The sequence below is a fragment of the Balnearium lithotrophicum genome (assembly GCF_900182585.1).
Taxonomy (GTDB): Bacteria; Aquificota; Aquificia; order Desulfurobacteriales; family Desulfurobacteriaceae; genus Balnearium; species Balnearium lithotrophicum.
In genome coordinates this window covers 21,861-46,765 of record NZ_FXTM01000001.1, presented here as the reverse complement: position 1 = coordinate 46,765, position 24,905 = coordinate 21,861, and the positions used below count along the sequence as shown (strand labels likewise).

The 24,905-nt window shown below is 39.1% G+C and carries 22 protein-coding genes and 1 CRISPR repeat array; of the genes, 5 read left to right on the top strand and 17 right to left on the bottom strand.

Going from position 1 to position 24,905, the window contains the following annotated elements; all coding sequences use genetic code 11:
- The first annotated feature begins 109 nt into the window (after positions 1 to 109).
- From FN732_RS00205 to cas2, 5 genes are read left to right on the top strand one after another with little or no spacing between them, the layout of a single operon-like run.
- A complete protein-coding gene (locus FN732_RS00205; protein ID WP_142933344.1) occupies positions 110 to 352 on the top strand; it encodes a hypothetical protein in 243 nt (80 codons plus the stop codon).
- Between the two features lies 1 nt (position 353).
- On the top strand, positions 354 to 2,621 hold the full coding sequence (gene cas3, locus FN732_RS00200; protein ID WP_142933342.1) for a CRISPR-associated helicase Cas3': 2,268 nt from the start codon (positions 354 to 356) through the stop codon (positions 2,619 to 2,621).
- Positions 2,618 to 3,133: a CRISPR-associated protein Cas4 gene (cas4, locus tag FN732_RS00195; protein WP_142933340.1), complete on the top strand. Its 516-nt coding sequence runs from the start codon at positions 2,618 to 2,620 to the stop codon at positions 3,131 to 3,133. Before cas3 ends, cas4 begins: the two co-directional genes overlap by 4 nt.
- 11 nt (positions 3,134 to 3,144) lie before the next feature.
- Positions 3,145 to 4,125, top strand: a complete 981-nt coding sequence (cas1b, locus tag FN732_RS00190) for a type I-B CRISPR-associated endonuclease Cas1b (RefSeq protein WP_142933338.1) — start codon at positions 3,145 to 3,147, stop codon at positions 4,123 to 4,125.
- The gene (gene cas2 / locus FN732_RS00185) at positions 4,126 to 4,386 is read left to right on the top strand and encodes a CRISPR-associated endonuclease Cas2 (RefSeq protein ID WP_142933335.1); all 261 of its coding nucleotides are present in this window, start codon (positions 4,126 to 4,128) and stop codon (positions 4,384 to 4,386) included.
- A gap of 184 nt (positions 4,387 to 4,570) precedes the next feature.
- Positions 4,571 to 4,862: direct repeats of the CRISPR family, unit length 29 nt; unit sequence GTTTTATCTGAACGTAGTGGGATATAAAG.
- 39 nt (positions 4,863 to 4,901) lie between these two features.
- On the opposite strand, the gene FN732_RS00180 is transcribed toward cas2, so the two are convergent.
- The 17 genes from FN732_RS00180 to FN732_RS00105 all read right to left on the bottom strand — a co-directional run bounded on the left by FN732_RS00180 (position 4,902) and on the right by FN732_RS00105 (position 24,892).
- A complete protein-coding gene (locus tag FN732_RS00180; RefSeq protein WP_142933333.1) occupies positions 4,902 to 5,228 on the bottom strand; it encodes a DUF7132 family protein in 327 nt (108 codons plus the stop codon).
- Positions 5,225 to 5,926, bottom strand: coding sequence for a LysM peptidoglycan-binding domain-containing protein (locus FN732_RS00175; protein WP_142933330.1), 702 nt, complete (start codon positions 5,924 to 5,926; stop codon positions 5,225 to 5,227). Before FN732_RS00175 ends, FN732_RS00180 begins: the two co-directional genes overlap by 4 nt.
- Position 5,927: 1 nt before the next feature.
- Positions 5,928 to 6,272 carry a hypothetical protein gene (locus FN732_RS00170; RefSeq protein WP_142933328.1) on the bottom strand — a complete coding sequence of 115 codons (345 nt, stop codon included), beginning with the start codon at positions 6,270 to 6,272 and terminating at the stop codon, positions 5,928 to 5,930.
- 45 nt (positions 6,273 to 6,317) lie between these two features.
- Positions 6,318 to 9,569, bottom strand: coding sequence for an efflux RND transporter permease subunit (locus FN732_RS00165; protein WP_142933326.1), 3,252 nt, complete (start codon positions 9,567 to 9,569; stop codon positions 6,318 to 6,320).
- Between the two features lie 3 nt (positions 9,570 to 9,572).
- On the bottom strand, positions 9,573 to 10,742 hold the full coding sequence (locus FN732_RS00160) for an efflux RND transporter periplasmic adaptor subunit (protein ID WP_142933324.1): 1,170 nt from the start codon (positions 10,740 to 10,742) through the stop codon (positions 9,573 to 9,575).
- A 68-nt stretch (positions 10,743 to 10,810) separates the two neighbouring features.
- Entirely contained in the window at positions 10,811 to 11,482 is a 672-nt protein-coding gene (locus FN732_RS00155) for a glutamine amidotransferase-related protein (RefSeq protein WP_142933321.1), read from the bottom strand.
- On the bottom strand, positions 11,479 to 12,861 hold the full coding sequence (locus FN732_RS00150; protein WP_142933319.1) for a TldD/PmbA family protein: 1,383 nt from the start codon (positions 12,859 to 12,861) through the stop codon (positions 11,479 to 11,481). The genes FN732_RS00155 and FN732_RS00150 overlap by 4 nt, the downstream gene beginning before the upstream one ends.
- Positions 12,861 to 13,700, bottom strand: a complete 840-nt coding sequence (locus tag FN732_RS00145) for an NAD+ synthase (protein ID WP_142933317.1) — start codon at positions 13,698 to 13,700, stop codon at positions 12,861 to 12,863. The genes FN732_RS00150 and FN732_RS00145 overlap by 1 nt, the downstream gene beginning before the upstream one ends.
- Entirely contained in the window at positions 13,690 to 14,529 is an 840-nt protein-coding gene (locus tag FN732_RS00140; protein ID WP_142933316.1) for a nitrilase-related carbon-nitrogen hydrolase, read from the bottom strand. Before FN732_RS00140 ends, FN732_RS00145 begins: the two co-directional genes overlap by 11 nt.
- A gap of 2 nt (positions 14,530 to 14,531) precedes the next feature.
- Positions 14,532 to 15,713: a POTRA domain-containing protein gene (locus FN732_RS00135; protein WP_142933314.1), complete on the bottom strand. Its 1,182-nt coding sequence runs from the start codon at positions 15,711 to 15,713 to the stop codon at positions 14,532 to 14,534.
- Positions 15,710 to 15,949: a DUF2905 domain-containing protein gene (locus FN732_RS00130; protein ID WP_142933312.1), complete on the bottom strand. Its 240-nt coding sequence runs from the start codon at positions 15,947 to 15,949 to the stop codon at positions 15,710 to 15,712. Before FN732_RS00130 ends, FN732_RS00135 begins: the two co-directional genes overlap by 4 nt.
- A 2-nt stretch (positions 15,950 to 15,951) precedes the next feature.
- Entirely contained in the window at positions 15,952 to 17,982 is a 2,031-nt protein-coding gene (locus tag FN732_RS00125) for an HD family phosphohydrolase (protein WP_142933310.1), read from the bottom strand.
- On the bottom strand, positions 17,951 to 18,910 hold the full coding sequence (locus FN732_RS00120) for a PhoH family protein (RefSeq protein ID WP_142933307.1): 960 nt from the start codon (positions 18,908 to 18,910) through the stop codon (positions 17,951 to 17,953). The genes FN732_RS00125 and FN732_RS00120 overlap by 32 nt, the downstream gene beginning before the upstream one ends.
- On the bottom strand, positions 18,907 to 20,580 hold the full coding sequence (locus FN732_RS00115) for a mechanosensitive ion channel family protein (RefSeq protein ID WP_142933305.1): 1,674 nt from the start codon (positions 20,578 to 20,580) through the stop codon (positions 18,907 to 18,909). Before FN732_RS00115 ends, FN732_RS00120 begins: the two co-directional genes overlap by 4 nt.
- Positions 20,564 to 23,254, bottom strand: coding sequence for an AAA family ATPase (locus FN732_RS00110; RefSeq protein ID WP_142933302.1), 2,691 nt, complete (start codon positions 23,252 to 23,254; stop codon positions 20,564 to 20,566). The genes FN732_RS00115 and FN732_RS00110 overlap by 17 nt, the downstream gene beginning before the upstream one ends.
- Positions 23,251 to 23,400 carry a hypothetical protein gene (locus FN732_RS09515; protein WP_185954179.1) on the bottom strand — a complete coding sequence of 50 codons (150 nt, stop codon included), beginning with the start codon at positions 23,398 to 23,400 and terminating at the stop codon, positions 23,251 to 23,253. Before FN732_RS09515 ends, FN732_RS00110 begins: the two co-directional genes overlap by 4 nt.
- Entirely contained in the window at positions 23,390 to 24,892 is a 1,503-nt protein-coding gene (locus FN732_RS00105) for a sodium:neurotransmitter symporter family protein (protein ID WP_142933300.1), read from the bottom strand. Before FN732_RS00105 ends, FN732_RS09515 begins: the two co-directional genes overlap by 11 nt.
- Positions 24,893 to 24,905 lie beyond the last annotated feature (13 nt).

The following is a 24,905-nucleotide window of genomic DNA, read 5'->3' as shown; positions in this document are numbered from 1 at the left end:
CAACAGTTAAACTATAAATATCCTGAAATTCAAGATTTGATTAAATATAAAGTGAAAATTTTATGGAAAAACATAAAAATTCCTTTTAAATTTTCTATCTTTGGCTCTTTTGCAACTAGAAAAGCAACTTATTTTTCAGATTTTAGATACAGCAGTTGAAACAGTAAAAGAAGAGTTGTTAGATATGCAATTGATGAGAATAAAGAGAAAACTTAATAATTTAAAGACATTGAGAAAAATTGATAATGATGAGGATGAATGGCTTTTGATATTGGAAGATAGAAATTTGAGTGTTCTTATTTATAACAAAGCTATGAAAAATCCTTTAGACGAAATAAAGAAGAGTATTTAGAATGGGAAATGTTTATGCAAAAATTTACTTTGATAAAAACAAAGCGGTTCCGGAAACTTTAGAAGAGCATACGGAGAATCTCTTAAGGGAACTGGAAAGAATAAGGGAAATATACGGAGAAGATTTAAAAAATTCTGGAGTTAATGAAGATTTCTGGAATGCTTTAAAAATTGCTTGTCTATTTCATGATTTAGGTAAAGTTTCTTCTCATTTTCAGAGAAAGATAAGAAAATATTTGAATGAAACTGCAAGAATTCCTCGAGCTTTGAATAAAGAAATTCCTCATAATTACCTTTCAGGTATATTTTTGTACGCTCCTGAAATAAAAAGGACTATTCCTAAAGGATATTTTGATTATGTTCTTTTTTCCGTCTTATTTCATCACAATAGAAACTTAGATTTCTCGCCGGAATATTTTCGGAAAGTTATTGAGCTGGATATAAAGAACAAAATATATGATTTGAATTGGTTAAAAAAATATGGATTTTCCATATCGTCTGTGCTCACAGATAAAGCAGGAATCCTTTATAAAAAGTTGCAAAATTACTACTTCAACTCCTCTAATAAGGTGAAAAATATTAAAAGGAATAGAATTTTTATCTTACTGAAAGGAATTCTCCATAGATTAGACTATTCAGCATCGGCACATTTGCCTGTTGAGGAAGGAAAAATCTGTAACCTTGAAGAAAAACTGATATCCTATCTTTCCAAGAAGAGTAATTTTAGAGATTTGAAACCATTTCAGAAAAAAGCAAAAGATTTAAGAAATAAGAGCGTATTACTCACTGCTTCGACAGGTGTAGGGAAAACAGAATTTGCTATTAACTGGATTGGAGGGGATAAAGCTTTTTATACTCTTCCTGTTAGAGTTTCTGTTAATGCCATGTATGACAGGCTCATCAGTGTTTTTAAAGGAGAACAGGAAAAAATAGGGCTTTTGCATAGTGATGCTCTGTTTTATGGAATGGGGAAAAGTGAAGAAATAGAAGATTCGCTTTCTATAGAAGAACACATTGTAAGAACTCAAGCTGCAAGGCAATTTTCCATGGCAATTACTGTAACAACGGCTGATCAGCTATTTACGGCTGTTTTTAAATATCCGGGATACGAAAGGATTTATGCTACTTTAATGTATTCAAAAATAGTGTTGGACGAACCGCAGAGTTATTCGCCAGATACCCTTGCAGTGATAATAAAGGGACTTCAAGAAATAGCTATTTACGGCGGAAAATTCTGCTTTATGAGTGCAACAATCCATCCCTTTATTAATGAATATTTGAAAGATTACGCTGAGGAATTAGAACCGGTTTTTAATCCCGAAAAGAAGCATAAAATCAAACTGGAAGACAGGTCAATAGAAGAACTTTTAAGTGAAATCGTTTCTCAGTTTAATAGAGGTAAGAAAGTTTTGGTAATTACAAATACCGTAAGAAAAGCTCAAGAACTCTTTAAGCGTTTAAGCGAAAATAAGGATGTTAATGTTAAGCTTTTACATTCTCTTTTCATTCAAAAGGATAGAATAGAGAAGGAGAAGCAGATAAAAATTCCTGATAAGCCTATTGTGTGGATTTCAACTCAGCTTGTGGAAGCCTCCTTAGATATAGATTACGACGTTCTGTTTACAGAGATATCTTCTTTAGATTCTATAATCCAGAGAATGGGGAGAGTTTATAGGAAACAAGGGAGAGTTATTAATGAAGATAGCGAGCCTAATGTTGTAATCGCTACGCAAGAGCCTTCAGATAAGGGAAAGATTTATAACAAAGAAATTGTAAATTTCACATTAGAAGCTTTAAGAGAGTTTAATTGTCAAATCTTAACTGATGATAAAAAGCAGGATTTGATGATGAGTGTTTATGATATTAGAAAAATATCAAATACAAGCTTTTATAAGAAATTTACTGAAAATATGGAATTATTGGATGCAGGATTTGAAGCTGATACGAAAAGAGATGCTCAGAAACTTTTTAGAGAAATCTTGAATGTAAACGTTATACCGAAAAAAGTTTACGATGAGAATTTTGATGAAATACAAAAAGCAATAGAGATTGTACTGGATAAAACAAGAAATCATCTTGAAAGGCTTAGAGCAATTTATAATGTAAATAAGTTTACATTAAGTATGCCTATTTATAAATTAAAACAAGTCATTCCAACTCAAATTGTTTCTGGTAAATTCGGGAAGGAAATTCTCACTGTTGACTTTGATTATGATAGCGAACTTGGATTAGATACAAGTACAGAACCCAATTTTGGAGAAATTATTTGATAGGTCAGGTGGATTTTGATGAACTTAGAACGAATGGAATTAAAGTTAATTACTACTTTGTATGTAAGAGGAAACTGTGGCTCTTTGATAGGGGAATTCAGTTAGAGGAGAACTCAGAGAAAATAACTTTAGGAAAACTTCTCCATGATACAGCATATCCTTCAGATGCAAAAAGGGACATTATTATCGACAATTTAATTTCTATTGATATTGTTTCTGGAGGAAATATTAGAGAAATCAAATATTCAAGAAAGATGGAAGAGGCTGACCGCTGGCAACTTTACTATTATCTCTTTTACTTGGAACAATTTGGTATAAAGAAGAAGGGAATAATTAACTATCCAAGACAAAGAAAGAGGGAATTTATTGAACTAACTGACAGTATAAGAAAACAAATGATAGAAATTTTGAAAGACATTAAAAATATACTTTCCTCGCCTAAACCACCACCAGTGAAGAAGTTACCTTACTGTAAGAAGTGTGCCTACTATACATTTTGTTTTTCCGATTAAGGAGGGAGGGATTGACACGATTATATCTGTTTAAATCGGGAACATTAAAACGAAAAGACAATACACTTGTTTTTGAATACTTGGATGGTGATGAAACAAAGAAGAGATATTTCCCAGTAGAAAATATCTGCGACATTTACCTTTTTGGACAGATTAATATAAATACATCACTCCTTAATTTCTTGTCTCAAAAAGGGATAGTCGTTCATTACTTCAATTACCATGGATTTTATTCTGGAAGCATTTTGCCGAAAAAGAGGAATGTTTCTGGCTATTTAGTAGTTAATCAGGTAAAACACTATCTCATTCCTGAAAACCGTTTGTTTCTTGCATCCTCCTTTGTGGTGGGAGCCTCTTTTCATATAGCAAGAAATTTAAGAAAGAGAGGAATTAGCACAGATTATATTGAGGAGCTCCTAAGCGACATTTATAGCCACAAAGACATACCTTCCCTTATGAATACAGAGGGTAGGATTAGAGAATTCTATTACAATAGATTTCCTAATATTCTAAGGGACGATTTCTTTCGGATGATAAAAAGGGAAAAGAGACCACCATCAAATGCTATAAATGCCCTTATATCATATGGAAATTCCTTAATGTACTCGGTAGTTTTATCGGAGATTTATAAAACACAGCTTGATCCAACTATTAGTTATCTTCATGAACCTTCCACAAGCAGATTTTCTCTGTCTTTAGATATTTCTGAAATTTTTAAACCACTAATCGTAGATTCAATTATTTTCTCATTAGTTAACAAAAATATTTTAAGAAAAAAGGATTTTGATATCGATTTAAATTATACATACTTATCCGAATCGGGAAGAAAGAAGTTTTTAAAAGCTTTTGATGAAAAATTGAATTCCACAATTAAGCATAGAAGTCTTAAAAGAAATGTTTCTTACCGTTATTTGATACGCCTTGAATGTTATAAATTAATTAAACATCTATCAGGAGATAAAGTTTATACTCCTTTGAAGGCGTGGTGGTAAATGTTCATCATTGTAACCTATGATGTAGATGTAAAAAGGATTGATAAGGTAAGAAAAACACTAAGAAAATATTTAAACTGGGTTCAAAACTCTGTGTTTGAGGGAGAAATAAGCATATCTAACTTGGCCAAATGTAAAGCTGAATTAGAAAAAATCATAGAGGAAAATGACTCCATTTATTTTTACGAACTTAAGAGCCCTTATGCAGTAACAAAAACTGTCATAGGCGAAGATAAAAATGTAACAGATAATTTTCTATAGTTGCAGCAAATCGAATTTTATATGCAGTAGCAGAAAGGCTTTACAAGACAGTCAATTAAGTCGAATTTTTAGAAAATTCTAAAATTGCTACTGCCGATTTGCTGTAAAAAGTTACCTCTTCAGTATATGATATAATGTAACAAGTAGTTGTCGCTCTTTGAATTCAGAGAATATGGATTTCAAGGTTTTATCTGAACGTAGTGGGATATAAAGCCCTTTATCAAAGCATACCCCCTACGTGCATCGTCAAGTTGTTTTATCTGAACGTAGTGGGATATAAAGTTATATTCGGGAAGGGAAAGGAGGAGCTTGGAGAAGTTTTATCTGAACGTAGTGGGATATAAAGTTGAGTTCGGGCTGGGGCTTTCTCTGTTCCACATAAGTTTTATCTGAACGTAGTGGGATATAAAGCGATTTAAGGCATACATTTGCCTCTCTAATGGTTATGTTTTATCTGAACGTAGCGGGATGGAAATTTATCGTAGAGACTCCTTCCTTATGATGGAATGGTTTGCTTAAGATAGGTCATCTTTCGAATCTTCAAATTCCTTATACTCTTCGGAGTTTAGAATAGAATCTATGAATTTATCAATTTCCCCCCTTTCAAGGAGAGCTCCCGTCAACAACCTTCCTGTGTATTCATCGTTCTTTATTTCCCAGAACATGAAGAAATCGGGATACATTTCCTTCAATTTCTTGTAGGCCACTCCATACTTGCTGGGTTTTTCTGGGTTCTGTTCAAGAAAAAAGTGGTTGGGAGCTACCACAATTCGTAGCAGCTCCACACCAGTTTTGGTTACAACCTTCTGTAATCTTATTTCCTTACTTTCTTTTACTTTCATCTTTTGCATCCCTTACATAAGAAGTAGTCAGTCGCTGTTTTGGGAACATCCTCAGCCTTAACAGGACCCACTTTTTTGGGTTTCACCCCTTTTGGAGGAGGAGTTCTTAAAGCTTCCTTCCTTGCGTTAATTATGTCCTGACAGTTAATATCCCTCGGTATTTTGAGGGTTTGTTTTGGATAAATAAGGTGGGGGTTCTTGATTTTATCCCTGTTCGCTCTGTAAATGAGTGGCCACTGCCATGGGTCTCCATAGATGTAATCCTTAGAAGCAATTCCCCAGAGAGTATCTCCTCTCTTAACAGTATACCTTTTAGGTAAACCTCTCCACTTTTTGAGGAGCTCCTCACACTTACCCATTTTTCTCTTCAGCTCCTCGAGCTTCCTCTGGAGAGCCTGTATTTCTGCTATCTTACTTTTCAAAGCTTCTACCTGGTTAGAAAGGATGCCATAACGAGATTTAAGTTCTGATTCCTTTGCCCTTAAAAGGGAAAGTTCCTCTCTACATTTTTTGAGTTTTGCCTCTAACTCCTCCTTTTCCTTCTTTGCCTGGTTATAGGCCTTTATTAGTGATTCAGGGTAGAAGGCAAAATCGGGAGAGCAGAGAACGTACTTTTCCGTTGGAGAAGGACAACCTGCTTGAGCGATTCCAACTCCTGTTAAAACTGCTATTGAAAATGCTGCTATCATTTTCCTCATTTTACCTTCCCTCCTCGCTTTCAAGCTTCCTTATCTGCTCCTCTAAGCTCTCCTTTGAAGGTAACTGTAAAAGTTGTATCCTAAGCCTTGCTTCTTTAGATTCAAGAGTAGAGATTTCTTCATTTAAACGTGAAATCTCTTCTTTCACTCTTTCCTTTTCTGCTTTACAGTCTTCTAACTTCCTCTTGAGTTCCTCGTTTTGTGCTTTTAATTGTTGGTACTTAACAGGAAGGGGATTTTTCACAGATTCAGCTTCCAGTTTTGTTGAACAGATATCTCCCGCAAATGAAGGTACTGAAAAACCTAAGAAGAAAGCCAATATAAGTATTGATTTATCTATCTTCATTCTTACCTCCCTCAATCTAACTTAACTTTTAGTTTATCATAATTTTCATCTATTTTCCCAATTTCTCTTTTCAAAAATGTAATATAACACAGGTATGACTCCTAAGGTTAATGTAGTTGACGCAAAAACGCCAAAGAGTATAGAGATTGCTAAACCCTGAAAAATAGGGTCTAAGAGAATAACCGCTGAACCTACCATGGCTGCTGCAGCAGTTAAAACAATAGGCCTTAACCTAACAGCCCCTGCCTCAATTATGGAATCTTTGAGGGGAGCTCCCTCCCTCTTCCTCATGAGAATAAAGTCAACAAGGATGATAGAGTTTCTAACGACAATACCTGCAAGTGCTATAAAACCTATCATTGAAGTTGCAGTAAAGTAGGCTGTCTTTCCAAATATTTGGCTCATTATCCAGTGTCCAGGTATTATTCCTATCATGGTTAAAGGAATGGGAGCCATAATAACCATAGGAATAACAAAGGATTGGAACTGACCAACGATAAGTAGGTATATTAGCATCAAAGCAACAATGAACGCTGCTCCCATATCCCTGAACGTTTCGTAGGTTATCTGCCATTCTCCGTCCCACTTCATCTTAGGTTTAAAGTCGGTCTTTGGAATGGAAGGAGGAATAAAGGAGTACTCAAGTTTGTAACCGTCAGGAAGAGGGTGATTTTTAAGGTAGCTATTTATAGCAAGTATAGGATATATGGGAGCTTCGTACTTTCCTGATACATCAGCTATTACGTAGGATACAGGATGAAGGTTCTTGTGATAGATAGTCTTATCGGCTAAGACTCTCTTAACCTTCACTACTTCTCTCAGAGGTATTAATTTCCCCTGTTTATTCATTACAGCAAGGTCCAACAACTTATTAATGTCGTCCCTTTGATTTCTTGGGAGTCTTACAAAAATCGGAACCGGGTCAGAATCGTACTTCGTGTGAGCTTCAGAAACGGAAGCCCCGTTTAGTGCAATCCTAACAGTCTGGGCAATCTGTTCTTCTGTTACTCCAGACTTTCTCGCTTTTTCCCTGTCAACCTCTATCTTGTACTTGTAGTAGTCATCATCAACAAGTGTATCAACATCAACAACTCCAGGTGTTTTCTTGAAAATTTCCTCAACTTCCTTTGCAATTCTCCTTCTAACGCTATCGTCCTTACCGTATATCTCAGCAACCAAAGTTGCAAGAACAGGTGGACCTGGAGGAACCTCAACAATCTTTACATTTGCCCCTGGATCTACAGACCTTGCAACAGCTTGAATTTTAGGTCTTTCCTCCTTAGCTATATCGTGGGATTGCCTCTTCCTCTCGTGTTTGTCAATAAGGTTTATCCTAATGTCTGCTACATTTCCTCCCCTTCTCAAGTAGTAGTGCCTTACAAGGCCGTTAAAGTCAAAGGGACTGGCAGTTCCAACGTAGGCTTCAAAGTCGGTTACCTCTGGAATCGTCTGGACGTAGTTTGCAATAGCTTTTGCAACCCTTGCTGTCTCCTCTAATGACGTTCCTTCCGGCATGTCTACAACGACCTGAAATTCACTCTTGTTGTCAAATGGAAGGAGCTTGACAACAACGGTCTTTGTGAAAAAGAGAGCCACAGAACCCACCATTAGTAGAACAATGGTTCCTAAGAAGGCCCATCTCTTTAAAGCTGAATCGAGGAGAGGACGGATCAATCTATTGTAAATCTTGTAGGTTCTTGTTTCTTCAAGTACAACCTTTTTCCCTTCTTTCTCCGATTCCTTCCTGAGGAGGTAGTATGCAGCCCAGGGAGAAATTACAAATGCAACTATGAGGGAGAAGAACATTGCAATTGATGAGTTAACAGGAATTGGCCTCATGTAAGGTCCCATAAGCCCCCTAACAAAGGCCATGGGAAGGAGAGCTGCGATTACTGTAAACGTTGCTAAAATTGTGGGGTTTCCAACTTCAGCTACTGCATAAATGGCAGCTTGAAGAGGAGGCATTTCTTTAAGTTTAAGGTGTCTATGTATGTTTTCAACTACAACAATAGCATCGTCAACCAAAAGACCCAAGGTAAAGATGAGAGCAAAGAGCGTAACTCTGTTTAGAGTGTATCCTGTAAGGAGGTCAACGAATAGGGTTAGAGCTAATGTCGTTGGAATTGCAAGTGAAACGACGAGAGCTTCCTTTACACCGAGCGTTATACCGATAAAGATAACAACTGCAAATATGGCGACACCTAAGTGGAACATTAGTTCATCAAACTTGTCCTCTGCCGTCTTACCGTAGTTCCTCGTTACTGTTATGTGAACGTCACTTGGAAGAATCCTTCCCTTTATCTCCTTAACCTTATCAAGAATCTTATCTGCAACAACTACGGCGTTTGTCCCCTTTTTCTTAGCAATGGCAACTGTTACTGCAGGGAACTGATTGCCGTGCTTTTCGATAAATTCTTTACTTACCCCCTTCTCCTCAGAGTGGGGACCGAAACCTATGAAAACGTAATTATCAGGGTCTATTGGAGCTTCCGTTACATTTGCTACGTCCCTTAGGTAAACTGGTTTGTTCCTGTAAACAGCAACTACTAAGTTCTTAAGGTCGTCTATTGTCTTTATGAACTCTCCGGCCTCTACCGGGTACTCTGTGTTGTTTTCAGTTATCTTTCCTGCATTAACCTGGGCATTAGCTGACTTTATCGCTTGAGCTACCTGCAGTAGAGATAAGTGGTAGTTCTTCAACTTATTTTTATCAACGATAACTTTAAATCTCTTTACATCTCCACCGATTATCCAGGACTTTGAAACATCATTAATCTGTTTTAACTGTAAGCAGAGCTCCTTAGCTATCTTCCTCAACTCATAAGGGCTCTTATCCTCACTCCAAAGTGTTAGAGTTACTATTGGAACATCGTTAATATCCTTTGGCTTTACGAGGGGATGGAGAGCTCCAGGAGGTAGTTTGTCCATGTTTGACATTAGCTTGTTGTAGAGCTTAACGAGAGAGTCCTCCATGTCCTCGTTGACTTTAAATCTGGCAACAATAAGGGACATTCCCGGTTTTGAAACCGAATAGACGTAGTCGATTCCCTTTATCTCCCAGATTAACTTTTCAAATCTCGTTGAAACTTTTCTTTCAACCTCCTTTGAGGAAGCTCCCGGATAGGGAATGAATATATCAATCATTGGAACAACAATCTGTGGGTCCTCTTCCTTTGGAGTAAGAACGGCTGCAAATACTCCAATTATCAGTGATGCAACAAGAAAAAGGGGAGTGAGTTTTGATGTTATGAACCTTTTAGTGATGTTTCCTGCTATTCCCAAATTGATATTTTTCATGTGTTACCCCTCTACCCTTGCACCGTCTACTAAGTTGTTAACGTTACTTACAGCAATCCTCTCTCCAGGATTTAGTCCTGACAGAACAACAACCCTGCTTCCTATTCTCTCTCCGGTTTTAACCAATCTGAGGTGGGCTATTCCGTCCTTAATGACAAAAACATACTCGAGAGCTCCTAACCTGTAAATGGCCGATTCTGGAACAGTTATTGTGTTTACTACTTTTTCAGGAAACTTAACAACGGCGTAGGTTCCAGGAATTTCCTTCAATTCAGGAACTAAAACCTTAATTCCGAATTTATGTGAAACAGGGTCAGAACTCTCGTCAACCTCGACAATCTTTCCCTCGTAGGATTTACCCTTTACAACAACGTTTACTTTACTTCCAACCCTTACCTTATTAATGTAGTTATTATCAACAAAAGCCCTCACTAAAAGTGGAAACTCCCCCACCTTAAGTACGGGGGTCTGAGGGGAAACCAAATTTCCAGGGTCTACAAGTTTCTGGAGAACGAGGCCGTTAACCGGGGATTTTAACTTGGTGTAGGAGAGATAGGCCTCTGCTTTCCTCAACCCAGCCTCTATCTGTTCTCTCTTTGCAAGTAGTACCTTCTTTTTCTGTAATATTTGTAGTTCCTTGGCTTTAACTGCTTCCAAGTTTGCCTTTGCTGCCTTGTACTGAGCCCTTACCTCATCAAACTTTTGCTTTGATACAGCATCTTCTCTTAATAGGTTTTTAAATCTCTCAAACGTTCTCTCTGCAAGAATGTAGTTGGCCTCAGCAGCTTCTTTCCTTGCCTTTACTTCCTCCAAAGCCCTGTCAAGTTCCTTTAGAGTCTCATTTATTTCCTTGATTCCTGCAGAGGCTTTTTCAACGTCAGGCTTTATATCCGAGTTATCAATAAGCGCCAGTACTTGATTTCTCTTTACCCTATCTCCAGGAGCCACATTTACTCTAATAAGGTAACCAACAACTTTGGGGGATAGGAGAATTTCCTTCTTTGGAATTACATAGCCTGAAAATGAAGCTTCCTCAACTACCTGGTTTGCCTTAACAGTTTCAGTTTTTATTCCAGAGACACTTTTAACTTTAACGGGTTCTGCCGCTTTTTCACTACCACAGGAGGCAGTTATTAATAGAAGTGTTAGAAGAAGAACTCCTCTCTTTACCATAGCAGACCTCTCTACGTTTTCAGGTGTCAATTATATTATTAGAATTTATTATGATGTCAAGATTAGCTTTATAACTTCAAAAGGTACTCTGTAAAGACGTCACAGTAAATTTTCAATCTCTTCCATAGGGATTCGTTCCCAAGTATTTCACTTTCGTTGAGTCCTTCACTTTTAAGCTCATCCCTGTAAGCTGAAATCCAACCCTCTATATCCTCAGGAGTTACCTCTATGTGAAACTGAAGGCCAACTGCTTGGTTACCTAACCTAAATGCTTGATTCTTGTACATCTGTGAGGATGCCATTTTTACGCATCCTTGGGGAATTTCAAACGTGTCACCGTGCCAGTGAAAAACGGTAACTTCATCCTTGTAGAGAATTTCAAGGTGGTCCTGAGGATATATCGGTTTCCAACCTATCTCCTTTCCCCATTCTCCCTTTTGTACCTTCCCCCCTAAAACTTCAGCTAGGAGCTGAGCTCCCAAACAGATTCCTAAAATCTTCTTTCCCTGAGATAGACTTTCCCTTAGAAGTTCCTTCTCCTTCCTTAAAAACGGGAACCTATCCTCCTCGTAAACACCAATAGGACCACCTAAAACTATAAGGAGGTCAAAGTCGCTAATTTCTGGAAATTCACCTTTATAGGCAGGGAGCTCCTCAACACTAACTCCTCTCCTCTCTAAGGACTCCCTCAAGTTTCCAAGTCCTTCCACTTCTACATTCTTTAAAGCGACAGCCCTCACTTAGTCCCTCCAACCGTTATCTTTGGAATTCGAACGGTGGGCATTCCATCAGACACGGGAACTCCCTGACCATCCTTTCCACAGGTCCCTATCGCAAAACCTATGTCGTTCCCAACTGCATCTATCTCCTCTAAAACCTTTGGACCGTTACCTATTAGTGAAACCCCCTTTATGGGCTCAGTTATCTGGCCGTTCTCTATTAAGTAGCCCTCGGAGACTTCAAAAATAAAATCGCCGTTTACCGTGTTGACCTGACCTCCCCCCATCTTCACAACCAAAATTCCGCTCTTCGTGTCCTCAATAATCTCCTCAGGGTTTGTATCACCTGGAGCTATGTAGGTATTCGTCATTCTCGGTATGGGGACGTGCTTGTAAGACTGCCTCCTTCCATTTCCTGTAGGTTCGTCTCCTGATTTCATTGCCTCTATGAGGTCGTACATGTAACCCTTTAAGATGCCGTTCTCTATTAAAACATTTTTGCCGGTAGGAATACCCTCATCGTCGTATCCTGAGCTTCCATACTTTCCCTTCATAAAGCCGTTATCAACAACGGTAATCAACTCAGATGCAACCTTTTGACCTACCTTTCCTGAGTAGACCGAAAGTCCCAGGTTTGCCAAATCTGCCTCAAGTCCGTGGCCTACAGCTTCGTGAATCATTGTTCCGCCAGCTTTAGAGGAGATAACAACTGTAAATGCTCCTGCAGGGGCAGGCTTTGCCTTTAACATTTTTAGAGCTCTCTCTGCAGCTACACTTGCAACTTCCTCAGGTGTCACCCTTTCAAATAGGGAGTAGTCACCGAGGTGCCCTACGGGCTCATAGCCTGTTTGGAGCTCCACACCGTCAGATGCAACAACAAGGGTATAGAAAACAACCCTTGGCCTCACATCCTCAACGATTTTCCCGTTTGTATTTACAATGCAGACCTCCTGAATCTGGTCCCTCAGAACAACCGTAACCTGTTTTACCCTATCCCCGAAGCTTCTGGCCTTTTCGTTTGCCCTTTTAAGAAATTCAACCTTCCTTTCTGTTGGAATGTCAAAATCAAGCCCTTCAACAATTTCCTCGTACCTTTTCTTCTTTTCTGTAAAGTCTAGGATGACCTCTTCCCCCTTGGCTGCAGAGGATAGATTCTCAATTATGTTTAGAATGGCCTTTTTTGAAATTTCATTTGTAAATCCGTAGTAGGTTTTAAAGTTCTTAACAAACCTTATCCCTACTCCCATCTCAAGGCCGGTGGATATGTTCTCTATCCTGTTATCCTCACACTTTCCGCTGAAGGTAAAGCGCCTCTCAAAGAACAGGTCTCCGTAGTCAGCCCCTCTCTTCTTCAGTTCCTTAGCTCCAAAAACACCTAACTCCTTAAAATCGACAATCATCAAAGCCCCCAATCTCTTAAGTAGAGGAAATCCTTATCTGCCGTCCGCTGGGAAATTTTACAAATTATAGGTAACTTTCTCTTGTACTGGCTTCCTTTAACCATACTCAGGACTCTTTCAACCTTTTTCTCCTCAAAACCGTAGGATACTAAGTCCTCCTTTCTCAACCTTAAGTCCACGTAGCCGACAAGAATCAAGTCAAGCTCCCTGTACGTAATTCCTATTTCACCCTCGTCGGTTTGTCCCGGCCAGAGGTCAGCAGATGGCTTTTTCCTAACTATTTTTTCAGGAACACCCACAAACTCGGCCATTTCCCAAACCTGAGTTTTGTAGAGGTCACCTATCGGGTTAATATCGTGGGCACTATCTCCCCACCTTGTTGAGTAACCTATGAAAATTTCGCTCTTGTTGCTCGTTCCAAGGACGAGGCCATTTTTCCAGTGGGCAAAATCGTACAGGATACTCATCCTCTCCCGAGCCATCTTGTTTCCCTTTCTTATTCTGTCGGCTTCCGGGAGCTTTTCGTAGTATGCATCTATCTGAGGGGTTATATCTATCTCGTAGAACTCAATACCTAAAACCTCGGCAACGGTCCTTGCATCCTCAATGGACTCTTTAGAGGACGTTCTATAGGGCATTGAAATTCCTATTACATTTTCCCTACCTAAGGCTTCAACTCCCAAAAAGGCAGATAGTGCTGAATCAACTCCTCCAGAAATTCCAACAACAACTTTCCTGAAACCGGCCTTTTCAACCTCCTCCTTAATAAATCTTGCCAGGGCATTTTTTATAAACTCTTTATCCTTTATCTCTAAAGCTTTTTCTAACTTAAATCTCATCTTTTAGCCTCCTTAGAGCTTCAAGTACAATTTCCGGCCTTTCGTCCCTCAGGAGAGGAAGGCCTATTCTTGCAGACCTTACAAGCTCCTCTTTTACTTCAACCGTCAAAATCTCCTCCTCAAAGGGAGATGCCTCTGCCACTATTTCACCGAAGGGATTTGAAACGAAGGACTTCCCTGAAAAGACAAATCCATCCTCGGTTCCCACCCTGTTTACAAAAAAGAAGTAACTGCCCGTCATTCGAGAGTAGAACTCTCCCATGTTTTGCCAAATTTCCGCATTTCCAAACATTCTCTCTTCCTTATAACCCCTTCCGGGGCTTGATGAGAGGGCAAATATAAACTTTACCCCTTGAAGGAAGGAGAGGTAAACGGTTGACATGTGCCACAAATCCTCACATATGAGGATGGAGCTCCTCCCGAGAGCAGAATTAAATGACTCTACTCTGTTTCCCCTTCCGAAGAATCTTCCCTCGTCAAACATCCCGTAGGTTGGGAGGTATACCTTCCTGTGAAGGTGCTTAATTTTTCCATCTGAAAGGTAAACGGCACTGTTGTAAAAGACGTACTCGGGACTCTCCTCAACGAATCCAACAACTATATCTATCTCCCTGCTTAGCTCTAAAAGGGGAGAGAACTTTGGGGAATCAAGCCTTATTGCAACTTCAAATGTTAAGTCCCAAACGTTGTACCCTGTCAGTGAGAGCTCCGGAAATATACAGATGGAGGAGCCCTCCTTCCTTGCTCTTTCTGCAAACTCGACTGTTCTCTCAAGGTTGTAGTCAAACTCTCCCAACTTTGAGGAAAACTGAACTAAGGATACCTTCATATCTACCACCTAAAAGTGAGTTTTAGTAAGGTTTGAGTATCTCCATCCTTTCCCAAACCCCTGAAAACTTTAAATCTTATGATACCATCAGTAAGCTTAGCCCAGAATGCAGTAACCTCAAATCCTGTAGAGAGCAAAACACCATCGGTTCCCTTGAACGTGTTACCCAAGTATACCTTCGGGAAGAAGTAGACGCTCTTGTCAATTATTGGAGCTCTTATTCCATAACTTCCTGCTATATACCTTTTGGATTCGGTTAATCGGCTCCTGTATCCTGGAACGGGAGCTACTATCTTATATCCCTTACCTGAGTAGCCTAACTTTGTTCCCATACCTAACCAGTAGTTCCTGGTTTCTGTTCCGGACACTTGAACGGACCTTGAAAAGCTGAAGTCAACTCTCCCAGTTGTTAAATCAGAAACCTTTGGAACAGCTTGATTTATAGAAACGTTGAAAATTCCGCCCTTTACAAAGTAGACCATGTCGGTTGAAAGGTCCCTTGTATATGAAAGGTTTGCATAGTATATTTTCTTATCGCTTAAGACATCGGTATACCTTGAAAATGAAGGAGTTATTCCAAACCTTATCTGGCTTATTTTTCTTTCATCTAAAAAGAAGTGAACTCCAATGGGTAGGTCAATTTTCTTTACCCTGTAGCTTTCACTCTCTGAACTCTCCTCCTCAGAGGAGTAGTAAATCCCCCCATAAATGTTTCCCCTGTTTTCTATTACCCTGTACAGGTCAAAGTATGTAAAAACAGAGTAACTTTCAGAACTCGTATTGAACCACTTAACGTACCCTGTGTAGAGCCTGTGTCCCATTCCCAACAGGTTGTAGTCCCTGACTTCCATTCCGGCTCTGTAGGAGCCGGAGCTCTTCAACCTAAGCTTTGGAAGTGGAACTATTGGAAATCTCTCCTTTATTTTTAGCTTAACAATTACCCCGTCCTTAGTCCTCTTAACTACCGGTCTGATTTCGTAGAAAAGGTGGGTATTTAGGAGGTTCCTTATGGACTCTTTGAGTTTCCTTTCTGAAAACTCATCCCCCGATTTAAAAAGGAGCTCCCTTAAAACAAACCTTTTTTTAGTCCACTTCAGCCCCTCAATCTGTACTTCCTTAACAACCTCTCCGAAACAGAGGTTGGGAATTAGAATTAAAAGAACTGAGAGAAGTAATTTTTTCATTGCTTTCTCGATAAAACAGTTATTACGAAGAAAAGTAGTGAGAGCAAGATACTTATTAGGATGCTACTTGCCAAAGGAAAGAAGAAAACAAAGTTGTCCCTTTTAATGTAAATATCTCCAGGAAGCCTTCCTAAGGGGATTGAGCCTCCAAATTTTGAGAGTAGAACCAACGTAACTCCAAGGACGACCAGTATTAGACCCAGAAAAACAAGTGTTTTTCCAACATCTTCAAACATGACTACTCCTTCTTCTCCTCCGGATACTCTATTCTACTGTGGTAAACCCCGGATAAGACCTTCTTAAAGACCTTCTCAATAATTCCTATCTCGTTTAAAGATAGACCGCTCTGGTTCAACTGTCCCTCCTCTATAGTATCCATTATCAGTTTGTGTATAAAGGAATCAAGGTCTATGTTCTTATCCTTCATAGACCTAACGGCAGCTTCAACGGTATCTGCCAACATTACGATTCCAGACTCCTTAAACTGAGGCTTTGGCCCGGGATACCTGTACACCTTTTCATCAACCTTGTCCTCACCGTAGAGTTCCTTAGCCTTGTGGTAGAAGTACTTCATTAACTTTGTTCCGTGGTGCTGCCTTATTATGTCAATTATTCTCTTTGGAAGTTTGTACTTCCTTCCTAACTCCTCTCCGTACTCAACGTGAGACCTCAAAATTGCAGCACTCTTTTCAGGGGGAAGTTTATCGTGGATGTTCACTCCGTTAAATTGATTCTCTATAAACGCTTGAGGATTTTTCAGTTTACCTATGTCGTGGAAAAGCCCTCCTGCCTTTGCCAGTAGAGCGTTTGCTCCTATTGCCTCGGCTGCTGCCTCTGCAAGGGTAGCTACCATTACAGAGTGGCTGTAAGTTCCGGGAGCCTTTAAGATTAACTTCCTAAGGAGGGGGTGGTTTAAGTTTATGAGTTCCATGTAGATGTAATCGGTTGTAAAGTTAAAAAGACTGATTATCAATGGGCTTAGTCCGTTGACAAAAACGGCCGCAATTAGAGCTCCTGCTATCGTGAGTACAGGCTCTATCCAGTTTTCACTCCTTAAGTTGAAACCACTGTAGTAAATTAGAAAGATTTCCTGTAGGATAACTGTTACGAGAGCTCCCCTAAATGCGGATTTGTAAATGACTTCCCTGCTTTTGAACTTTCTCGAATCAAAGGCTGAGAAGAGAGCTCCTATACTGACGGGAACTATTAAAAACTCAGGTTTTGAAATGACAAATCCCGAGAGAGCTGTTACTGGAAGAATGTGTATAAGTGCAACTTTCTTGTTTATGAACATTGAGCCAAAAATAACAGACGTCACAATCGGAATGTAGATTAAGCTTTCATTAACCGGTAAGTTTAGTGTCTCAATTATCAATTTTGAGAGAAATGTAAAGAACTTTATGAGAAAGATATCTATAGTAATTACAGACATTGAAAAAATTAAGTTCTTTAAGCTGTACGCAGATGGACTTATGACCTTATAGAGTCTTATTACTGACAGGTATGAAACTAAAGAAAGTAAAAAAATTGAGAAATATTTATTTAGAGTTTTGTTTTTTAAAACTTCTTTCCTTATTAACTTTAATTCTTTTGACGCCTTAGGTGATACTTTCTCACCCTTTCTAACTACTACTTCTCCCTTTCTAATTTTAATGTAAATAGGCTTAACCTTCGATTCAGCTTCCTTCCATTGCTTTTCACTCTCCTCCTTAAGGAAAACATAATTTGGCTTAATTTTTAAGTCTTCAGACACCCTTTCTGCGAGATTTTCATCCCTTAGAACCTTTGTTAAGTCCTTTTTAAACTCCTTACGGATGGTTTCAACCTTTAAGAAATTTTGAGGGTTTTCTTTTTTCCTTCTACCATAAGTAACCACTGTTATTTCGTTAAAACCCTTTGGAACCTCAGATATTATTCCCCTCTTGTAGTAAGAGTTCAGTACATCCCGAACAAGCTTCTTCTGTTCTGGGGTTAGGTATGTAAGACTGTTTAACTTTTCCAGTACCTCTTCGTAAGCCCTTTCCCTGTAGGAAAATATCGGAAGGTACTTTTCCCTTATCCTCTCCCTCTCCCTCTCTGTCTCCTCCTCGTCTACCGCATTGACCGACACCGGAGATCTGATATCAACAGGGCTAACCTCTCCCGGCTTTAAAAGGGGAATATTTACAAAGTTGAGTGGAAGTAGAAATAGGGTCGATAGAAGACTCAGTAGGAGAACTAGGGAATAAACAATTAAACTATTCTTCCTTTCTTGACTCAAACTCTTCATAGGCCTTTATAATCTCCTGAACCAGTCTGTGTCTCACAACGTCTTCCCTTGAGAATTCAACAATCTCTATTCCCTTTATACCCCTTAAAATCCTCGTAGCTTCGACAAGTCCAGATGTCTTATTTGATGGAAGGTCAATCTGTGTAACGTCTCCAGTTATCACAACCTTAGAACCAAATCCTAACCTCGTTAAAAACATCTTCATCTGTTCCCTTGTAGTATTTTGAGCTTCATCGAGAATGATAAAGGCATCGTTCAGAGTCCTTCCCCTCATGTAGGCAAGAGGGGCTATTTCAAAAATGTTCCTCTCAAGGTACGAATTGACCTTCTCAGGCTCTATCATTTCAAAGAGGGCATCGTAGAGCGGTTTAAGGTAAGGGTCTATCTTTTCCTGAAGGGTTCCCGGTAGGAAGCCCAACTTCTCTCCGGCCTCTACTGCAGGCCTTGTGAGAATAAGGCGGTTAATAAGCCCCTTTTTAAAGTAGGAGACTGCCATTGCTACTGCTAAGTAGGTCTTTCCCGTTCCTGCAGGTCCTACACCGAAAACTATGTCGTTGTTCTTTATTGCTTCGTAGTACCTCCTCTGTGTAGGGGTTTTTGCAACAATCCTCTTTCCACGGTAGGTTGTTACTATTACTTCTCCTGCAGATTCCTTAATCCTTGGTTCCTTCCTTGCAGAGAGCTGGGTAATGTACATATCAACGTCTGACTTCGTAAGCTTATGGCCTGACTTTACAAGTCCTTCTAAGTCCTTTAGAAATTTCCTTGCCTTCTCCTCGCCCTCGGAGCTCCCGTTTATCATTATCTCGTTTCCGCGGGAACCTAACCTTACGTTGAGTATCTCTGCAAGCTTTTTAAGGTTCTCCTCGTGGTGTCCAACAATTGTGTAAAAGTCCTCCGGTTCAAGCTCTAAAATGACCTTTATCAATTCTCCTCCTCTTTTAAGTTTTCAACCTCAACCTTTAGAGGGTTTCTAAACCAAACATCCCTCTGAGAAAATGGAATCTCTATTCCGCTCTCCTTCAATTTATACCAAGCTCTGTAGTAAAACTCACTTACAACATCTCTTACTCTTATGTGTTTTCTTACATCTATCCAGAAAATTGCTGTAAAAACAATTGCACTATCTCCCAATTCCTCAAATCTTACACTCTTAGGGAGAAATTTGACCACGTGTGGAATTTCCTCAATTACAGAGGAAAGTATCTCCTTAACTTTTAAGGGGTCTGAGGAGTACGAAACACCAACGGGAATTTTCATTCTAACGTACGGGTCTCTAAAGGAGAAATTTACTATGGGTGAGTTTATAAATGATGAGTTTGGGATGGAAATTTCAACTCCATCGTTCGTCCTTACGATTGTTGAAAGTATTCCTATATCGCTTACCTTTCCAAAAACACTCGGAACCTCCCTTCCAAGCGTAGACACCGATATTGAGGGGAGCTCTATAATATCTCCAACCTTTAACTTTTTGCTGAACAGGAGTATAAAACCACTAATGTAGTTGTTCATTATTGTTTGAAGGCCAAACCCAATGCCAACACCTAAAGTTCCAGCTATTGGAAGGAGAACCTTCCAGGTTATTCCTAATGCTGAAAGCAAAATAATTAAATTGAATAGAACACCTAAGTTGAATATCAATGCTTCTGCTGAACCTCCCTCTACCTCCCTCCTCTCCTTAGGAAATGTTAGTTTTATGAGTTTCTTCCCTACATTTAGAAGAGAGAAGAGAATCAACCCTAAAATTAAGACGTTTAAAATATTTCCGAGGGATATCTTTATTAAATCTGTTTTTATTATGTAAATCAAGTAGAGCTTATTGATAACTTTATATAAGTTGGAAAAATTAGATAGTGATTTAATAAACAAAATAATGTAAATCACAAAAGATAACAACTTTAAGTTTGATTCGACTACTTCTACATCTCTATCTGAGATTTTATTCTGCAGAAATTCACTAAGTTTAGGTATTAACTTTGAATATACTAAAATTAGTAATGAAGTAAGTATTAAAACTATTGCTACACCAACTATTGTTTGAGAACTGAATGTTAAATAATTAAAAATCCACATAGTGAAAATTGTTATTAAGGTAAATAAACCCGATATTCTAAGTATTCTTCTATTTTTTTCAGATTTTACTGCAGAGCAGAATTCCAAAAATATTATAATGACTCCAAGCGACACAAATAACTTCCTTAACTTTAATATCAGTGTTAAATAGAAGTCTGAAAGATTGGGCGAAAATATATAAATCAAGGATAAAACGTAAGCAATTAGAAAAGTTAGATAAGGAATATACTTAATAACTTTTCTTTGAGAAAGAATATGAACAGCCCTTACCATATAGAGGGAGGAAATCAATACAGCAGTATCCTTGAATAATTCCCTGTAATTCCAGTTTGTTAAACTTTCAGAGAGATTCCATCCAAGGAAAAAGAGAATTAGGGAAAATAGAACGAGCAGAGTTACATCAACTACTGTTTTCTCAAACTTATTACTGATGAATTTCCTAATTAAAACTTCAGAAATAATTGAAATAATAAGAACTACAACGTAAAGGAGAACAGGTAGATAAACGTTAACTTCCAACTTCAACAAAGGAGCTCCCTCCGTGGTTCCTTACCCTGATTACCCTATCTCCCACAACCTCAAGTTCAGGGTCGTGGGTAACAATGAGCATCTGAGGAAGTTTGGTCTTTAAAGCTGTAAGGAGTTCTGTGAGCCCCATTCTCCTCTGGGCATCCAAATGAACGGTCGGCTCGTCCAAAATTAGGAGCTCCATCCTCTGAGAAAAGTTCCTTGCCATTGCAAATCGCAGAGCAAGGGCAAATGCAACCTGTTGTCCTCCAGAAAGCTCATCCAAGCTCATCGTTCCCTGACCGGGAATTCCGAAAGTTACTGTAAGGTTCTCATCTATGTAGAGGTCTCCAAACTCAAAATCAAAAATGGAGAAGAACTCCTTACAGTAGTATGCTATTTGGGGAAGCAGCATCGTTCTTACAAACTTTAAAAATCCCTCCCCCGGGTGCATACTCCTTTCTACCTCTGAAAGAAGGTTCACAGCCTGACGAACTTTTAAAAAGTTTTCTTTTATCCTTTCCCCCTCCTCAATTCTCCTCTTTAACCTCTTAAGGCTTTCCTCCAAACCGGCCTTTTCTCCAATTAATTTACTCAGCTCCTCCTTCTTCTTCTGAAACTGGGATATTAACTCTTTGGAGCTCTTCTTAAATGCTCTGTAGAGTCCCTCTTCGAATGAAAGTTCCTCCAACCTCCTCCTGAGGGAGGATTCCCTTTCCCGAAGTCTCAACAACTCCTCTTCAAGTTCTGAAAGTTCCTTCCTTAAATCCCCCTCTGAGCTAACTTCACCCTCTAACCTCTTAAGGAGGTTCTCCTTCTCCTTTAGTTTTCTCAAGAACTCTGAAAGTTCCTTACCGTTTGAAACTGGAATTTCGTACTTCTCCTTTAATTCCTTTGCCCTTTGCTTCAGTTTGGAAATTTCCCCTTCAAGCTCATTGAGCTTTTTCTTTAGTTGGAGAACTTGCTCCTTAGGTTGTCTCTCAATAAATTCCCTTAAACTCTTAATTTCTTGGGATAGCTCTGTTTTTCTCTTTAAAACTTCCAATCTTGATTTTTCCAAATCCGAAATTGAAATTTCTAACTGCTTAATCTCATCCTGATTAAACTTAGGGATTTTCCCCGATAGTACCTCTATCTCTTTTTCAATTTCTCTAATTTCAGATTCTAAAGTTTCTTTTTTAACGATTAAGTTTTCCTTTAACTTAACTTCCTTTTCCAGACTTTTGATTTCACCATTCAGCTTCTCAATTTCATTTAAAAGTTTCTCCTCCTCATTACTGACCTTGATTAACCTATTTTTAGATTCCTCTATCAGATTTAACCTCTTCTCCTCAGTCAAATCTCCGTTACAAACGGGGCACTTAGAGTTTCCTTTCTGCAGTAGTTTAACTCTATCAGAGAGTTCCTCTTTCTCCTTCCTTATTAAATTCAGTTTTTCCTGTAAATCCTTAAGCTTACTGAGTTTTTCCTCAAAGTTGAATCTCAATTTCTCAAATTCACTTAGGTCCACCTCTGGAATCTCTTCCCTGAGCTTTAAGAGTTGGGCTTTTTTCATTTCAATTTCGGATGTTACTTTTGTAAATTCATCCTTCAGCCTGTTTAAATCGTTAAATTTTTCTACCAATAATTCTTTATTTTTTATTAGCTCTTCTTCTTTCCTGATTAAGTTATTTAATTCAGCTTCCAACTTTGGTAAATTTTCCTTTATCCTTTCCTTTTCACTTAACAATTTGCTTTTTTCATCTAAAGTTTTCCTCAGATTTTCATGCTCCTTAGTTAAAAGCTTTAACTCTTGAACGACTTCACTTAACTCTTCAGCTCCCTTTAGAGGTCTAATCTCATCTCTAAGTTTCAAAATATTTCCTTTCTTTTCTTTTAATTCCTTAAGTTTTTCATTTAACTTCTTTATTTTCTCATTGATTTTTCCAATATTTAATTGGACACTACTTAATTCTGTTGAGATTTGAGTGTAAACATTCTTCTTCTCCTCTAACTTTTCCAACTCCTTTTGAATCCTCTCCACTTCACCCTTTTCATTTTTGACTTCATCTGATAGTGTCCCTATTCTCTCGTTTAAAACTTCTATCCTCTTTTCTAACTTTTTTCCTTCCTCCTTTTCCTTCTCCACTCCAACAATTGAAGCCTCTAAGTGCTTCTTAAAGCCCTCAATTTCCTTCCTCTCCTTCTTTATCATCTCATGTTTCTTTTCGTACTCCTCAAGCCCCAAAAGCCTATTTAGAACTTTTCTCCTGTCCAAAGGACTTCCCTTTAAAAGCCCAACTATTTCTCCCTGAGGAACAAAAACTGTGTTCTTGAATATTTCAGGCATCAAACCCAGTGAATTTCTGACTACTTCCTTAACCTGATTCACTCCGGTTGCCTCAAGCTTTCCGTTTTTAAACAGAGTTGCAGTATTTCTCCTTACAGAAAATTCCCTCAAAACTGTATACTCGTTGCCCCTGTGGATAAATGTCAGCTCAATCTCCCCACTGTTTGACCTTCTGTTTATGAGCTTTTCCAACCTACTCTTTCTCAAATCCTCACCAAAAAGACCAAAGAATATTCCCCTTAAGATAGAAGTCTTTCCCGAGGCATTCTCTCCCAATACAACGTAGGTCTCGTCGTTGAAGTTTATTTCTGTCTGAACGTGGGAAAGGAAGTTCTTTAACCTTAAGTTCCTCAGTCTTATCATGTTATCTCCTCAAACTCTTCAAACTCCTCCTTATCCTTCCCCTTCAAATTTTTCCCTTCCCTTAAAATAACGGTAAAGCAGAAAACGACAAATCCAAAAACTGTCATCCAGGAAAAGACCATAAAGAGAAGTGAACTACCCTTCATTTCTCCTCCTCCTATCTGCTAAGTAAACCATAAAAGCCTGAAGGGCAAGGATGAAAATCATTACAAAGCGGGCTGCCCATACCTGAAAATCACCAGTAACTAATTTCTGAGGAAGCTGGCTTAAGGTCCAGGCTGAAAGGATTGCAAAGAGAGAAAGGGGAGTCACGTACTTTAGGATGTAATAGAAAAGTTTAGGAACTTTGAAGAGAGCTCCCCTGTTAATCTCCTCCCATGCCCTCTCTCCTCCAAAGAGCCAAAAGAAAACAACAACCTCAAGGAGTGCAAAGAGAACTACAAAGAACGTTCCTGCCCAGAAGTCCATCTCATCAAGGGCCTTTGGCATAAAAATTGGTATCTGAGCCACCAAAAAGGTGAAAATTACAGTTACAGTTACGGCAATCTTCCTCGATAGACCAAACTCGTCCTCTAAAAAGGCAACTATGGGCATCGTTATGGCAACAGAGGATGTAGCTCCTGCAAAAAACAGCAAAAAGAACCAGAAGAATCCTAATATATCTCCTCCCGTCAGTTGAGAAAAGAGTGCAGGGAGCGTTACAAAGGCAAGGTTGAAGGCACCACTACTTGCAACCGACGTTGCATTAATTACACCGAAGAATGCAACAGCTGCAGGAATTGCTATCGACCCCCCTAAAATAACCTCGGCAAGCTCGTTGAGGGAAGCTGCAGAGAGCCCTGAGGCCACTATATCATCGTCCTTTTTTATGTATGAAGCATAGGTAATTATTGCTCCAAATCCTAAACTCAACGTAAAGAATACCTGTCCTGCTGCTGCAAGCCAAACCTTTGGGTTTGAGAGCTCCGACAGATTAGGATGCCATAGGAAGTCCAATCCTTGAACAGCTGTTCCGTGAGGTGTCTCTATTAGAATTACCCTAACCATTAAAAACAGAGCCAGTATAAAGAGCGTAGGCATTGCTATTTTTGCAAACTTTTCAATACCTCCACTGATTCCCCTGTAGAGAATGAATCCGTTAAAAGCAACTGTAATAAGAAAAAATATGTAAGCTGTGACCGACGGTTTTGTGTACTCCCTTAATAGGTTTTCAAATGGCTTTAGAAATTCGCTCTGTGTCAGACTTGGGTCTGGGTGGGGGAGAAGTCCCAAAAGGGCATAGAAAGAGTATCCTAAAGTCCAGGATTCAATGTATATGTAGTAGCAGAGGACAACAAAGGGAACAAATAGACCCAAAACGCCTATGTACTTTGAAATCGGATTCTTCCAGAGTAGCCGAAAGATTGCAGGGGTCGTTCCATGCCCCTTTGCTCCTCCGTACCTACCTATTGCCCACTCGGTCCACATTAAGGGTATTGCTATTAAAAGCATGGCAATCATGTAAGGTATCATAAAGGCTCCACCGCCGTTTTGGGCTGCCTGAGTAGGAAATCTGAGGAAGTTCCCAAGGCCTACTGCATTTCCAGCCATAGCAAGGATTAGGCCTATCCGGGAGCTCCAGTGTTCCCTTGATTCCATTTTCCTCCTCCGA

What these genes read in the sequence shown, in the direction of transcription:
- cas3 (WP_142933342.1), top strand. Translation starts at nt 354, where the DNA reads ATGGGAAATGTTTATGCAAAAATTTACTTTGATAAAAACAAAGCGGTT.
- cas2 (WP_142933335.1), top strand. Translation starts at nt 4,126, where the DNA reads ATGTTCATCATTGTAACCTATGATGTAGATGTAAAAAGGATTGATAAG.
- FN732_RS00180 (WP_142933333.1), bottom strand. Translation starts at nt 5,228, where the DNA reads ATGAAAGTAAAAGAAAGTAAGGAAATAAGATTACAGAAGGTTGTAACC.
- FN732_RS00175 (WP_142933330.1), bottom strand. Translation starts at nt 5,926, where the DNA reads ATGAGGAAAATGATAGCAGCATTTTCAATAGCAGTTTTAACAGGAGTT.
- FN732_RS00170 (WP_142933328.1), bottom strand. Translation starts at nt 6,272, where the DNA reads ATGAAGATAGATAAATCAATACTTATATTGGCTTTCTTCTTAGGTTTT.
- FN732_RS00165 (WP_142933326.1), bottom strand. Translation starts at nt 9,569, where the DNA reads ATGAAAAATATCAATTTGGGAATAGCAGGAAACATCACTAAAAGGTTC.
- FN732_RS00160 (WP_142933324.1), bottom strand. Translation starts at nt 10,742, where the DNA reads ATGGTAAAGAGAGGAGTTCTTCTTCTAACACTTCTATTAATAACTGCC.
- FN732_RS00150 (WP_142933319.1), bottom strand. Translation starts at nt 12,861, where the DNA reads ATGATTGTCGATTTTAAGGAGTTAGGTGTTTTTGGAGCTAAGGAACTG.
- FN732_RS00145 (WP_142933317.1), bottom strand. Translation starts at nt 13,700, where the DNA reads ATGAGATTTAAGTTAGAAAAAGCTTTAGAGATAAAGGATAAAGAGTTT.
- FN732_RS00140 (WP_142933316.1), bottom strand. Translation starts at nt 14,529, where the DNA reads ATGAAGGTATCCTTAGTTCAGTTTTCCTCAAAGTTGGGAGAGTTTGAC.
- FN732_RS00135 (WP_142933314.1), bottom strand. Translation starts at nt 15,713, where the DNA reads ATGAAAAAATTACTTCTCTCAGTTCTTTTAATTCTAATTCCCAACCTC.
- FN732_RS00130 (WP_142933312.1), bottom strand. Translation starts at nt 15,949, where the DNA reads ATGTTTGAAGATGTTGGAAAAACACTTGTTTTTCTGGGTCTAATACTG.
- FN732_RS00125 (WP_142933310.1), bottom strand. Translation starts at nt 17,982, where the DNA reads ATGAAGAGTTTGAGTCAAGAAAGGAAGAATAGTTTAATTGTTTATTCC.
- FN732_RS00110 (WP_142933302.1), bottom strand. Translation starts at nt 23,254, where the DNA reads ATGATAAGACTGAGGAACTTAAGGTTAAAGAACTTCCTTTCCCACGTT.
- FN732_RS09515 (WP_185954179.1), bottom strand. Translation starts at nt 23,400, where the DNA reads ATGAAGGGTAGTTCACTTCTCTTTATGGTCTTTTCCTGGATGACAGTT.
- FN732_RS00105 (WP_142933300.1), bottom strand. Translation starts at nt 24,892, where the DNA reads ATGGAATCAAGGGAACACTGGAGCTCCCGGATAGGCCTAATCCTTGCT.